The 11,264-nt window shown below is 70.3% G+C and carries 14 protein-coding genes; 6 read left to right on the forward strand and 8 right to left on the reverse strand.

Going from position 1 to position 11,264, the window contains the following annotated elements; translation table 11 throughout:
- From ACRX5S_RS22520 to ACRX5S_RS22530, 3 genes are all read right to left on the reverse strand, one after another.
- Positions 1 to 321: hypothetical protein (locus ACRX5S_RS22520; protein ID WP_436774842.1), on the reverse strand; the 321-nt coding region annotated here is incomplete at its 3' end.
- Positions 322 to 619: 298 nt separating this feature from the next.
- Positions 620 to 1,585: a carbohydrate kinase family protein gene (locus ACRX5S_RS22525; RefSeq protein ID WP_436774843.1), complete on the reverse strand. Its 966-nt coding sequence runs from the start codon at positions 1,583 to 1,585 to the stop codon at positions 620 to 622.
- A complete protein-coding gene (locus ACRX5S_RS22530; RefSeq protein ID WP_436774844.1) occupies positions 1,566 to 2,033 on the reverse strand; it encodes an ATP-binding protein in 468 nt (155 codons plus the stop codon). Before ACRX5S_RS22530 ends, ACRX5S_RS22525 begins: the two co-directional genes overlap by 20 nt.
- A gap of 164 nt (positions 2,034 to 2,197) precedes the next feature.
- On the opposite strand from ACRX5S_RS22530, the gene ACRX5S_RS22535 reads away from it, so the two are divergent.
- From ACRX5S_RS22535 to ACRX5S_RS22545, 3 genes are read left to right on the forward strand one after another with little or no spacing between them, the layout of a single operon-like run.
- Complete coding sequence (locus tag ACRX5S_RS22535; RefSeq protein ID WP_436774845.1) at positions 2,198 to 3,061, forward strand: helix-turn-helix domain-containing protein; 864 nt, start codon at positions 2,198 to 2,200, stop codon at positions 3,059 to 3,061.
- Complete coding sequence (locus ACRX5S_RS22540; RefSeq protein WP_436774846.1) at positions 3,058 to 3,252, forward strand: DUF397 domain-containing protein; 195 nt, start codon at positions 3,058 to 3,060, stop codon at positions 3,250 to 3,252. Before ACRX5S_RS22535 ends, ACRX5S_RS22540 begins: the two co-directional genes overlap by 4 nt.
- Entirely contained in the window at positions 3,249 to 3,434 is a 186-nt protein-coding gene (locus ACRX5S_RS22545; protein WP_436774847.1) for a DUF397 domain-containing protein, read from the forward strand. The genes ACRX5S_RS22540 and ACRX5S_RS22545 overlap by 4 nt, the downstream gene beginning before the upstream one ends.
- Before the next feature lie 23 nt (positions 3,435 to 3,457).
- On the opposite strand, the gene ACRX5S_RS22550 is transcribed toward ACRX5S_RS22545, so the two are convergent.
- Both ACRX5S_RS22550 and ACRX5S_RS22555 read right to left on the reverse strand, forming a co-directional pair.
- Positions 3,458 to 4,441: an Lrp/AsnC family transcriptional regulator gene (locus tag ACRX5S_RS22550; RefSeq protein ID WP_436774848.1), complete on the reverse strand. Its 984-nt coding sequence runs from the start codon at positions 4,439 to 4,441 to the stop codon at positions 3,458 to 3,460.
- Positions 4,442 to 4,581: 140 nt separating this feature from the next.
- Positions 4,582 to 4,977, reverse strand: a complete 396-nt coding sequence (locus ACRX5S_RS22555) for a RidA family protein (protein WP_436774849.1) — start codon at positions 4,975 to 4,977, stop codon at positions 4,582 to 4,584.
- Between the two features lie 287 nt (positions 4,978 to 5,264).
- Here ACRX5S_RS22555 and ACRX5S_RS22560 point away from each other — a divergent pair, with 287 nt between their 5' ends.
- On the forward strand, positions 5,265 to 5,858 hold the full coding sequence (locus ACRX5S_RS22560) for a sigma-70 family RNA polymerase sigma factor (RefSeq protein WP_436774850.1): 594 nt from the start codon (positions 5,265 to 5,267) through the stop codon (positions 5,856 to 5,858).
- A gap of 57 nt (positions 5,859 to 5,915) precedes the next feature.
- Here ACRX5S_RS22560 and ACRX5S_RS22565 read toward each other — a convergent pair whose 3' ends face one another.
- On the reverse strand, positions 5,916 to 6,698 hold the full coding sequence (locus tag ACRX5S_RS22565; protein ID WP_436774851.1) for a SigB/SigF/SigG family RNA polymerase sigma factor: 783 nt from the start codon (positions 6,696 to 6,698) through the stop codon (positions 5,916 to 5,918).
- Positions 6,699 to 6,987: 289 nt separating this feature from the next.
- On the opposite strand from ACRX5S_RS22565, the gene ACRX5S_RS22570 reads away from it, so the two are divergent.
- Positions 6,988 to 7,530, forward strand: coding sequence for a DUF6328 family protein (locus ACRX5S_RS22570; RefSeq protein WP_436774852.1), 543 nt, complete (start codon positions 6,988 to 6,990; stop codon positions 7,528 to 7,530).
- 662 nt (positions 7,531 to 8,192) lie between these two features.
- Here ACRX5S_RS22570 and ACRX5S_RS22575 read toward each other — a convergent pair.
- Both ACRX5S_RS22575 and ACRX5S_RS22580 read right to left on the reverse strand, forming a co-directional pair.
- Positions 8,193 to 8,600 (reverse strand): hypothetical protein, encoded by a 408-nt coding sequence (locus ACRX5S_RS22575; RefSeq protein ID WP_436774853.1) that lies wholly within the window; start codon positions 8,598 to 8,600, stop codon positions 8,193 to 8,195.
- Positions 8,601 to 8,920: 320 nt separating this feature from the next.
- The gene (locus ACRX5S_RS22580; protein ID WP_436774854.1) at positions 8,921 to 9,586 is read right to left on the reverse strand and encodes a TetR/AcrR family transcriptional regulator; all 666 of its coding nucleotides are present in this window, start codon (positions 9,584 to 9,586) and stop codon (positions 8,921 to 8,923) included.
- 182 nt (positions 9,587 to 9,768) lie between these two features.
- Here ACRX5S_RS22580 and ACRX5S_RS22585 point away from each other — a divergent pair.
- On the forward strand, positions 9,769 to 11,264 hold a 1,496-nt coding region (locus ACRX5S_RS22585), incomplete at its 3' end, for an MFS transporter (RefSeq protein ID WP_436774855.1).

Genomic DNA, 11,264 nt, shown 5'->3' on the forward strand with positions numbered 1-11,264 from the left:
GGGGACCACCCAGCCGACGCAGGTGCCGTTGCCGAGGTCCGCGAACGGCAGAAGTTCCGGTACGGACATGAACGGCACGTGGTGCCGACGGGAGACTTCGCCGGCGTAGCAGTACTCCCACCCCTTCGGCGCGAGCGGCGTCGCACTGAGGTCGAACGGCAGGGCGAAACTGCTTTGTACGCGCGGCCCGTCGTACAGCCGGTCCTCGAAGAGGTCAGTGGCCAGGAACCCTTCCTCCCACGCGATGTCGACCACCTTGGCGAGCGCGGGAGGGGTGGGGAAGGGAAACAAGTCGTCGGTCCACCGGGGTCGTTCCGTCATGCGCCGAGAGTGTGACAGCTGTGTGTGACGGACGCCGGAGTCCTGCCGCAGAACAGATGACGTGTCAGCCTCATGTGACGCGACAATGCGATGTACACAGTGTGACGGGACGCAATTGCAGCAGGGCTTCGTCGACGTGCCCGGTGTCGGGTTCACCACGACGTGGATCGCCGGACGTCTGGAACGAGGGTTCTTCGGGGGCGCCAGAAAGGCCGGCCGGGAGAGGTGGGAACTGTCCGCGTTCCGCTGCGTGGCATGCGGCCACCTCGAACTGTTCGCGAGCCGCCCGGGGGTGCCGTCAGGCGGCGTCTGACCCCAGCAGGTGCGCCCGCGCGGCAGCCAACCCGGTCCTCACCGGCTCCGCCAGTTCGGCGACGTCTGCTATCCGGTCGAGGATCCCCCCGCTCTTTTGCGCCAAGGCCGCCAACAACCCCGCCGCGAACGCGTCCCCCGCCCCCGTGGGACGCCGGATCGCGCTTGGCGGCAAGGGAGACGAACTCCCCTCGAACTGAACGGACTTACCGCCCCGAAGGACCGTTGCGAAGCCCCGCGCCTTGACGACGACGGTGCCGGTGCGGAGGTCGCAGGCGTGTCGGAGGTCCGCGTACTCGTGCTCGTTCACCAGGATCAGATCCGCCATGGCGACCAGGCTTCGCACCGCGTCGTCCGGCCGTGCGCACCAATCGTGCCCCGGATCAAGGCAGATCAGCGGTCGTGTTGCACGAGTGCGCAGATCGGCCAACACCTTGTCCAGGGCACGCGGCGTGCGCTCATCCAGGAACGACGTCACATGTACCACCCGAGTTTGTGCCAGGTACGCCCCCACAGCACCGTCCGCAAGATGTTCGGGCACCTCCAAGTTGGCCCCCGGCGCGATGCGCAGGCTACGAACGTCCCGATCCTCCAGGGCAAGACACACCCCTGCGGACCCTGTGCTCCGCCCAAGCCCCGAGGCATCAACCCCAAGCGTCCGCAGGTGTTCCCGGAACGTCATTGCCCCAAAGGGAACTTCGCCCTCCACTCCCACGAACCCAAGCCGCAGTGAAGGCTGCGAGCGCGCAACTCCGGTGACGGCATTGAACGCCGACCCGCCCAGAACAACCCGCCGCGGGAACCCCGCCACCCGACTCAGCAGCCGAGCCATCTCGTCGGCCCCGACGGCCATTTCATCGTCCCGAAGACCCCACCCAGCCCCCGCAACGTCCGCGACAAGATCAACGTTGAGTGCCCCCACCCCCACAATCTCAAGCCGTCCCACAGCCATCCCCTTCTACCTCCACCGAATCCCCGAGCTCCGCCCACACCGTCTTGCCGCTGGGCGAGTGTGGATCGATACCCCAACGGTTCGAAAGCGCGGCCACGATAAGCAGGCCGCGCCCCGACTCGCGCTCCGACCCCGGCGGCGTCGGACGTCCGGACGACGGGAGTTCGTCCATGGCGTCGGTGACTTCGATACGAAGCAGGCCAGTTGCGGGGCGGAGGATGAGTGCGAGCCGGAAGTCGCGGCTTGGCTGTCCGCCGTGCAGCACGGCATTGGCGGCGAGTTCGGCGACTACATGCTCGGCGCGTTCGGCCAAGTCTGGCGGCACCGACCAGTTGCGGAGCTGATCGGCGGCGAGCAGCCGCCCGAGCCGCGCCCCGCGCGGGGTCGACGAGAGCCACTGGGCGAAGCCGCGGACGGTGGCTGAAACGTGGTGTGCGGGAGTGCTCATGCGCCAACCGTTGCGGCGAAGGGGCCCGGCGAAACAGCGGCGCGCCGCGTACGGTGAGTCAGCGTACGAGCACATTCGGTGGACGGTACTTAGGTTGGTTGGGCAGGCTGGACGGGTTGTGCGGAGGGGGCTATCGCGCGGGGGCGCATAGGGAGGGAATCGCCATGTCCAGCGAAATCGAGCCGGACGAGGAGAGCCGGGACTGGGAGCGGGAACCTGACCCGTCGGACAGCTTGCGGACGTTCGGAGCGGTCGTCCAGGCGCTCCGCGAGCATGCGGCGCTCAGTCGCGTGGAGTTCGGCGAACGAGTGCGGTTCTCCAAGCACACGGTGGCTTCCGTGGAACTGGGACGGCGGATGCCGGACGCGGCGTTCGTCGAACGGGCGGAGGAGGCAACGGGCAACACGGGGGCGCTGCGCAACGCGGCCAAGCACCTGAGACGGGGAAAGCCGGGCCTGGCGGCGTGGTTCCGGCGATGGGCGGCGTTGGAGCGGTCCGCGGTGAGCCTGTGCACATATGAATGCCGCCTGGTTCCAGGCTTGTTGCAGACGGAGGCGTACACCAGAGCCGTCTTCGAGGGGGCTCCGCCTCTGCTGACGGAAGCACAGTTGGAAGCCCAACTGACAGCACGATCCGAGCGACGAAAGCTGCTGTATGACCGTCAGCACGTGCCCTTCAGCTTCATCGTCGAGGAGGCGGTGTTCTGGTGCGCATTTGATGACACCGAGCTTCGGCGCGAGCTGTTCGATCATGTGCTGGCCTTGTCGGAGCGGCGAAACGTCACACTGCAAATCGTGCCGCTGGGTTCGCGGCTGCATGCGTGTCTGGATGGACCCGTCCAGCTCCTGGAGACGCCGCTGGGGCGGCGGCTTGCGTACTCCGAAGGGCAGCAAAACGGCCGCCTGATCGCCGACGTGAAAGAGGTGCACCTGCTCCAACTGCGCTATGACACACTGCGCTCGCAGGCTCTGAACCCCATCGAAACGCGGGGCCTGTTGGAGCGACTGCGAGGAGCGCTAGGAGCATGATGGATCTCGCTTGGTTCAAGTCCAGCTACAGCGGCAGTCAGGGTGATAGTTGCGTGGAGATCGCCGTCACGGAACGGGCCGTGCATGTGCGGGACTCCAAGTCTGTGTCTGGTCCGCAACTCGTCGTTTCGCCCGGCGACTGGGCGCAGTTTGTTCGGTCCACGGTCGACGCATTGCGGGAGGATCGATGAACGCGTCCGTACTCGTGTGGTTCAAGTCGAGCCACAGCGGTACCCAGGGCGATGATTGCGTGGAGATCGCCGTCACGGAACGGGCCGTGCATGTGCGGGACTCCAAGTCTGTGTCTGGTCCGCAACTCATCGTTTCGCCCGGCGACTGGGCGCGGTTTGTTCGGTCCACGGCGCGCGGGTGACGGGGGGCGTCTGCGGCGGCTCTTTACTCCTCCGGGGGAGCCTCGCTTAGTACTCCGCTCCGCTTCAGGGTGTGGATCACCATTGAGGTCTCGATGGCTTCGGTGTGCCGTACCCACGGGGCGCTGGTGACGAACTCGTACAGCGCCGTGCGGTCGGGGAGGCTTACGTCTGCGACTAGCTGGTGTTCGCCCATCACCGCTGCCGCGTAGCGGACCAGGGGTGAGGCCAGCAGGGCTTCGCCGGCAGCCTCGACTTGGGCCGGGGTGGTTTTGATCCACAGGAATGCCTGTACGGGTAAGCCCAGGACTCCCGGGTCGACCACGGCGCGGATGTGCAGGGCTCCGGTGCGGCGCATCCAGTCGACCCGCCTGCGGGCGGTCGGTTCGGATACTCCGGCGATGCGGGCGATTTCCTCGTGCGTGCGACGTCCGTCGCTCGCCAACGCCCGTAGGATCGTGCGCTCTTCGCGGGCCAGTTCGGCGATTCGGTCGTCGGTCGGTAGCGGGGGCGGCGTCGGGTACTCGCGGACGGCCTCGGCCTCCGTGTCCGTCAGGATGCCCGGCTGCCAGTCGTGCACGGTTCGGAAGTAGCGCAGCACGGGCAGCGTGGTGTTCTGCACCAACCCTGGTATTCCCGGGAGTTCGTCGAGGGTCAGCGTCGCCAGGCGCCCGGTGGGGCACATCACTTCGGCGAGGCAGTCGGCCGTGCCCGTGAGCATGTACGCGAACGTCGTGTCCGGATGCCTTGCCAGCGCCCCCACCGCCTCCCGGGCCGCCGCCCGGAGGCACTGTCCGCGTACCAGCACCGCGCCGCCGCGTACGCCCAACCCCGTGACCACGACGACGCGTTGCTCCAATAGCCGGGCGCCGTGCCGGGCGACGGTCCGTTCCGGTTCGCCGAGCGCGGCGGCGATCCGGCGCCAGGACGCGCGCCCGTCGATCTGGAGCGCCCCGATGATCCGGCGGTCGAGAGCGTCGATGGGCCGGTGCGGCGGTTGATTCGACACGGGCCCAGCATGAGACCAATTCCGTCAGTGGTCCAGGTCTACCTGTCCGTAACCACCAGGTCGGAGCCCCGTCGGCGCCCCCCGGGGGCGCGGGCTTCCTGCACGTGGCGTCGTACAGGAAGCCCAGCGAACCCGGACCGTCAGGCGACGGCCGTACCCTCCAACTCGACCATGAAGGTCGGCAGTGCCAGACGCGTCACCCCGAGCATCGTTGTGGTCGGCGCGACGCCTGCCGCGCCCAGGCGGGCGGCGAGTTCGCCGTAGTGCTGGAACAGCAGGTCGACGTCGGTCGTGTAGACGTTCAGCCGCACGAGGTTCGCGAGCGACATGCCCGCCTCGGCCAGCACCGCCTCCAGGTTGTCGACGCTCAGCTTGAGCTGCGCGGCCATGTCCTCGTCGTGCTGGGGCTTGCCGTCGCCGCTCATCGCGGTCTGTCCCGAGATGTAGAGGGTCCGCGCGTTTCCGGACACGACCTCGCCCTGGTTGAATCCCATCTCGACCGACCACGGCACCGGGTTGACAGCGGTTCGCTCCATGGCAGCATCAGCTCCGTTCAATTCATGCGGGAATGCGCGCGTCGGTCGCCGCTACGGCTTGGCAGCGGTCGGCCCCGACGTCGCGTGAAAGAGCCTGTCAACGAATCACGACACCCACTGTCATGTATTCGGCACGGGTGCCCGCGAGGCCGCCGCCGACCCGCCCGGCCCGTTTCATCCGGCCGCATCGTTAAGTCAGACGCAGTGAGCGTTCCGGAATCCGGCGTTGATCGGGGGGGCTTCCCGGCTGGATCGTGGGTGTAGTCGTCAACACCATGGGAGAACCGATGTCCACGCTTACCGATCGCGGCTCGGAACGACAATCCGGCCCCGCGGGGAACACCCGGGGGGAGGAGAGCCCGGCGGAGCGGGACGCGCGCTTCGAGCGGGACGCACTCGCGCACCTGAACCGCCTGTACGCGGCCGGTCTGCGCCTGACCGGAAGCCGGACCGAGGCCGAGGACCTCGTGCAGGAGACGTACCTGCGCGCCTACCGATTGTTCCCCAGGCTGACCTGCGACGCCGACCTGGCCGCCTTCCTGTTCCGGGTGCAGAACAACGTGTGGCGCAATTCGTACCGTTCGGCCCGGCCCACCGGCGCGGTCGCGCTGCCCGACTTCTCCGACGGCCAGCACTGGCGCTCGTCGGAAGTGCGGGCACTGGAGGACATGGCCGACGACGCGATCACGGCGGCACTGCGCGCGCTCGCGCCCGAACTGCGTGCAGTGCTCTACTTCGCGGACGTCGAGGGCTACTCGTACCAGGAGATCGCCGACATCACCGACACCCCGCGCGGCATGGTCATGACCCGGCTCTTCCAGGCGCGGCGGCGCCTGCGCACGCTGCTGACCAACCAGGCCCTGCGCAGCGCCTGCGCGTAGCGACGACCCGCCCCGATCGCCGCCGCCCGTACGCGGCCAAGCGCGGCCAAGCGCGGCCTACCCCGCCAGGAGCCCTTCGCGGAGGCGGCGGCAGGTGCTGGTGAGCAGGCGTGAGATGTGCATCTGGGACAGCCCGACGCGCTCGCCGATCTCGGACTGGGTCATGTCGTCGCGGAACCGCATGGTGAGGATCCGCCGGTCGCGGTCCGGGAGTCGGGCGATGAGGGGACGCAACGCGACCAGGTTCTCGGTGAGTTCCAACGCCGGATCCTCGGCGCCGTACACCGCGTGCACCGTGTCGGGGGCATCGGCGTGCAGGGCGCGGTCGAGGGACACGACGCGGTGCGCGTCGCCCAGGCTGAGACCCCTGCGTACCTCCGACTCCGGCACTTCCAGGTGCTCGGCGATGTCGTCGGCGCCCGGGTCGCGCCCCAGGCGGGCGGCGAGCTCGTCACGGGCCCTCAGGACCGCCAGGAACAGTTCCTGTTCGGACCGGCGCACGTGGAGCTGCCACGTGTGGTCGCGGAAGTAGCGCTTGACCTCGCCGGAGATCGTCGGCATCGCGTACGCGAGGAAGCCGCTGCCCTGTCCGGGCCGGTAGCCGTCGACGGCCTTGATGAGCCCCACGACGGCCACCTGCCTGAGGTCGTCGCGCAGGTCGGGGCGGCGGCGGTAGCGCGAGCACACCAGGCCCGCGAGGTTGAGGTTGAGTTCGACGATCTCGTTGCGCAGCGCGCGGTGCTTCGCGCCGTCGGACGGCAGCGCGCGCAGTCGGCGCAGCATGGCCTCGGTGCGCTCACGCAGGCGGTCGCCGCCGGTCGGGCCAAGGTCGCGGGACATGGGTTCCCTCCCATTGCGGCCATCGCCTGGCGGCCGTGAACGGGCCATCGGCGGGCCGTCGGCTGGCCTTCGTCGGGGCTGTCTGCCGCCTGAGCGCGGCCGAACTTGGTGTCACCGTGCCGGGGGGCACCGAGGGGTGCCGCCGACCGAGTGCCGCCGACCGGGCGGGCTCCAGGCGTACGGGGCGCCGGGGAGGCACACCGCGGATTTGCCGGGCCTCCTCCTCGCGTACCACGAAGCCGGGAAGCCATTCCGATTCGATGTGCGCTGCCCGGGCATTCGTACAAACATGGCGGAAACGGACCGCGAACGCGGCGACTACGAGCGCGACGAGACCCTGAGCGAGCAGGCGGACCGACGCTGGAACGAGCTGCTCCAAGAGGTACGGGTCGTCCAGACGGGCGCGCAGATCCTGTTCGGCTTCCTGCTGAGCGTGGCGTTCACGTCGCGCTTCGAGACGCTGACGGACTTCGAACGCGGGCTCTACATCTGGGCGGTCGTCTTCGGGGCGGCGGCCACGGGGACGCTGGTCGGCGTCGTGGTGTTCCACCTGGCGGTGTCCGGGATCGGACGCAAGCCGAGCCTCGTGGTGACCGCGCGGCGCCTGGTGATGCTCGGCGTGGGGCTGCTCGCGGTGACGGTGGCGTGTGTCCTGCTCCTGCTGCTGCACGTGGTGACGGACGGGGCGGTGGCATGGGTGAGCATGGTGGTGGTCATGGCGTGGTTCGCGGTGTGCTGGGTCGTGCTGCCGCTGATCATGCGCCGTGGCGCCTTCCGGCACGAGAAGGAGGAGCGGGCGCGGCGGGAACGGGAGCAGGAGCGGGACGGGTGAGCGGCGGGCCGACCTCGGTGATCACGCTGGTTCGGTGATCCCCGTGATCCGCGTGATCTCGGTGATCTCGGTGATCTCGGTGGTGGCGGTGGCGGTGGCCCGGTGATCTCGGTGATGGCGGTGGCCCGGTGGCCCGGTGGCCCGGTGGTCCGGTGGTCCGGTGGCCCGGTGGCCCGGTGGTCCGGTGGTCCGGTGTTCCCTGTGGCCCGGGGTTCCCGGTGGTGGCTCCCGGTGGTGGCGGTGATTCCGGTGGCCCGGTGTTCCCGGGTGATCTGGTGATCCCGGTGCCGGTGCCGCCGCGGCGGCGGTGACGAGTACGGCGAGAGGCCGGCCCGCGGTGCGGGCCGGCCTCGTGCGTGGCCGGGGGCTGCCGACCTGCGCGGCGCGCGGGAGGGGGGTTGGCGCGCGGCGCAAGAGTGTCGGCTATCCGCCGCGCCCGGCCAACGCGTCCCGGAGCCGGTCCACCATTCCGGACCCGGGAGTCTGGGGTTTCTCGGTCGGCCTGTCGGCGATCGTTGTGCCGATAGAGCCGATAGAGCCGATAGAGCCGATAGAGCCGATAGAGCCGATATCGCCGACAGCGTCGGCTGCACCGAGGGCGCTTGGCGTGCTCTGCGGTCGGCGCGCGGGGCGGGGGACGCGTCCCCGTTCGGTGCCCCGCATTACGAGCGGCGCGAGCGCCGTACCCACAACACCACCAGTGCGCCCGCGACCACGGCCCCCACGACAGGCACGGGACGTCGGCGCGTCTGCGAAACCGCTTCCCCCGCAGCCGACTTCACCGCGTCGGGGGTGTGGTCGCCGATCCGGTGCCCGGCGGCCACGGCGCGGTCGCGCGCGTGTTCGGCCTTCTCGGCGGCGATGTGCGCGGTGTGCGCGGCAGTCTCCTGGGCGCGCTTGGGCACGTCGCGAATGGCTGAGCCGGTGCTGCGGGATGTGCGTTCCTCGCGGGTCCCGGTGTCCGGGACGGTGTCGGCCTCGGGGGAGACCCGTGGCCTCGGGGGTGCCTCGCCGTCGATCGGATTGCGCGGGTGACCGGGCCGACCGGCATCGGGCGGCATGGAAGCCATGCTCACTTCCTCCTCGCCTGCGTGCGTGCTTGCTTGCCTACTTGCGAATGCTGTTGACCTGCCGCTGCCCGGCTGCGCGTTGGACATGCGTATTGATGTCGAAGCCGATCGCAGCCGGCGACAAAAATCCCCGCCCCACTCGGGCTCGCGACGCATGTCGACTGCGTGCGGCGGCGCCGGGTAGGGGCCGAAGTACACGCCCACGGCCGGGTGGTGCGTGCGGGTCGGGGTCGCGCGACGTGTGCTCGTGCGACCCCGTTTCCGCGTCAATGCGGCTTCGCCCTTACGGGCTGAGGCAGTTCGCCCGGAATCGCTCGGCCTCAGCGCGCCGGCGTGTCCCGGGGAAGGTACCGGGCGAGGAACATGTCCACGCCGCCCGTGATCAGACGCTCCGTCAGATCGGCGTCGGGGGCGGAACCGGCCGCGCCGTATGCGATGTGCGGCAGAAGCACCAGGCCGGAGAGCTGGATTGCGGCCAGCGGGACGTCGTCGATGGCGAGTCGCCCCCGGTCGTCGAGTTCCTGGAGGGCGGCGCGTACCAGCGTGTGGAAGCGGTCCGGGCCCAACTCCTGCCAGACGCGGCCAAGATCGGGGAAGCGCCGGGTGGATCCCACGACCACGCTGTGCAGCGCCAGGACTTCGGGGGTGGCGTGTCCGGCGACCCACGCGCGGCAGATGGCCGTCAGGTCGCCGCGCACGTCGTCGGACGCGCCGAGCCGCCCTTCGACGAGCGCGGTCGAGCCGGCGAGCGCGCGGTCGAGGATGTCGCCGACGATCGCGGTGAACAGCTCTTCCTTGCTGCCGAAGTGGTTGTAGACCGTCACCTTGGACACGCCCGCGTCGGCGGCGATCGTGTCCATCCCCGCGTCGTAGCCGTCGCGCAGGAACGCCTCCGACGCGGCGCGCACGATCGCCTCGCGCTTGCGCTGCGCGCGGTCGCCGGTGGGGACCCGCCGTGCGGTGGAGCGGTGTGCGGGTTCGGCCACGTCGGCCCCTTCGTCTAGCTGTTCCGGACGGTCCTTTGCGGCTTCCGCGCCGGGCCCTTGCGGAGGCCAGTCTACGAGATCTGAACTGTACTGTTGAGTTCATATGAACTTGCAAGTACAGTTTTCCTCGCGCCGAACGGTCCGCGGGGGACCGGCGTGCGCCGAGGGAGACGGAGACCGCGATGAAGCAGCAAACGCCCAGCGCACCGCTCGGCAGCGGGACGAAGCCGAGCACGGGCACAAGCGCCGACGCGGCACGGGCGCCCGGTGTCGCCGCGGCCTTCGTGCTCCTCGCCGCGGTCCAGGCCGTGCTGAACACCTCCGTCACCCTCACTTCGGCCGTCGCCCCGGACATCGCGCGTGATCTGTCGCTCGGGTCCGCCGCGCTCGTCTGGACGACCGCCGCGTACACGCTGGCGTTCAGCGGGCTGCTCCTGCTCGGCGGACGCCTGGCCGACCGGCACGGCAGGCGTGCGGTGTTCGTCGCCGGGACGGCTGTGTTCGCCGCTGCCTCCCTTGCCGGTGCGCTCGCGCCGAACGGCCCGTCCCTCATCGCCGCCCGGCTCGTCCAGGGGCTCGGCGCGGCCCTTGCAGCGCCGTCGGCGATGGCGCTGGTAGGCGACCTGTTCCGGGACGGCCGGTCCCGCGCCCGGGCTTTCGCCGCGTGGGGCGGAATATCCGGCGTGGGCGCGGCACTTGGCATGCCTCTCGGCGGCGTCACCGCGACCTGGGCGTCGTGGCGCTGGGCGTTCGTGGTCATGGCCCTCGTCGCGGCCGCGGTCGCGGTGGCGGCCCCGCGGCGCGTGCCGCGCGGTCCGGCTCCGGGGACCGGGCGCGTCGACGTCCTCGGCGCGGCCTTGGCGACCGGCGGAATCGCCCTGCTCAGCTACGGGTTCGTGGCGGTCGGCACGCACGGCTGGCGGTCGGCGTGGTTCCTGGTCCCGGTCGCGGGCGGCGTCGTGCTGCTGGCGGCTTTTGGGTTCGCCGAGAGCGCGGTGGCGGAACCGCTCATGCCCCCGTCGTTCCTGGCCTCGCGCCGCCGCGTGGTCGCGCTGCTGACCGGCATGTTCGCCCCGATCGCCGGTTCGACGACGGCATACCTGATGTCGCTCTACTTCCAGCAGGTGCTGGGTTGGTCGGCACTGCGCTCGGCAATGGGCTTCGTACCGTACGCACTTGCCCTCATGGCCGTCAGCGCCGCGAGTGTCCCGCTGGTCGGCCGCCTGGGCGCCCGGTGGTCGGCGACTCTCGGACTGCTCCTGATGGCCGCGGCGTTCCTGCTCTTCGCCCGGGTCACCCCCGGATCCGCGTACGCCGGTGCGCCGCTCGCCGGCATGATCGTCCTACCGCTGGGCATCGGCCTCACCGCGGCGGGGGCGGTGACCGCCGCCACCGGAGGAGTGCCCGAGCGTCAGGCGGCTTTGGCGGGCGGGGCGTTCAACACGTTCATGCTGCTGGGCCCGACGATCGGCTTGGCCCTGTTCGCGTCGCTGGCGGACTCGCGCGGCGGTTCCGCGACAGGTGCGGCGTCGCCCGAAGCGGCCACCGACGGCTACACGTTCGCGTTTCACATCGCCGCGGCCGCCTTCGCGGTGCTCGCGCTGCTCACGGCGTGGGGGTTGGGGGGGGGGGGGGGGGGGGGGGGGGGGGGGGGGGGGGGGGGGGGGGGGGGGGGGGG

This window comes from Yinghuangia sp. YIM S09857 (assembly GCF_051388915.1).
Classification (GTDB): Bacteria; Actinomycetota; Actinomycetes; order Streptomycetales; family Streptomycetaceae; genus Yinghuangia.

Bases quoted from the DNA above. Each gene is read 5' to 3' on its own strand.
- ACRX5S_RS22525 (WP_436774843.1), bottom strand. From the start codon at position 1,585: ATGGCTGTGGGACGGCTTGAGATTGTGGGGGTGGGGGCACTCAACGTT.
- ACRX5S_RS22530 (WP_436774844.1), bottom strand. From the start codon at position 2,033: ATGAGCACTCCCGCACACCACGTTTCAGCCACCGTCCGCGGCTTCGCC.
- ACRX5S_RS22535 (WP_436774845.1), top strand. From the start codon at position 2,198: ATGTCCAGCGAAATCGAGCCGGACGAGGAGAGCCGGGACTGGGAGCGG.
- ACRX5S_RS22540 (WP_436774846.1), top strand. From the start codon at position 3,058: ATGATGGATCTCGCTTGGTTCAAGTCCAGCTACAGCGGCAGTCAGGGT.
- ACRX5S_RS22545 (WP_436774847.1), top strand. From the start codon at position 3,249: ATGAACGCGTCCGTACTCGTGTGGTTCAAGTCGAGCCACAGCGGTACC.
- ACRX5S_RS22555 (WP_436774849.1), bottom strand. From the start codon at position 4,977: ATGGAGCGAACCGCTGTCAACCCGGTGCCGTGGTCGGTCGAGATGGGA.
- ACRX5S_RS22560 (WP_436774850.1), top strand. From the start codon at position 5,265: ATGTCCACGCTTACCGATCGCGGCTCGGAACGACAATCCGGCCCCGCG.
- ACRX5S_RS22565 (WP_436774851.1), bottom strand. From the start codon at position 6,698: ATGTCCCGCGACCTTGGCCCGACCGGCGGCGACCGCCTGCGTGAGCGC.
- ACRX5S_RS22570 (WP_436774852.1), top strand. From the start codon at position 6,988: ATGGCGGAAACGGACCGCGAACGCGGCGACTACGAGCGCGACGAGACC.
- ACRX5S_RS22575 (WP_436774853.1), bottom strand. From the start codon at position 8,600: ATGGCTTCCATGCCGCCCGATGCCGGTCGGCCCGGTCACCCGCGCAAT.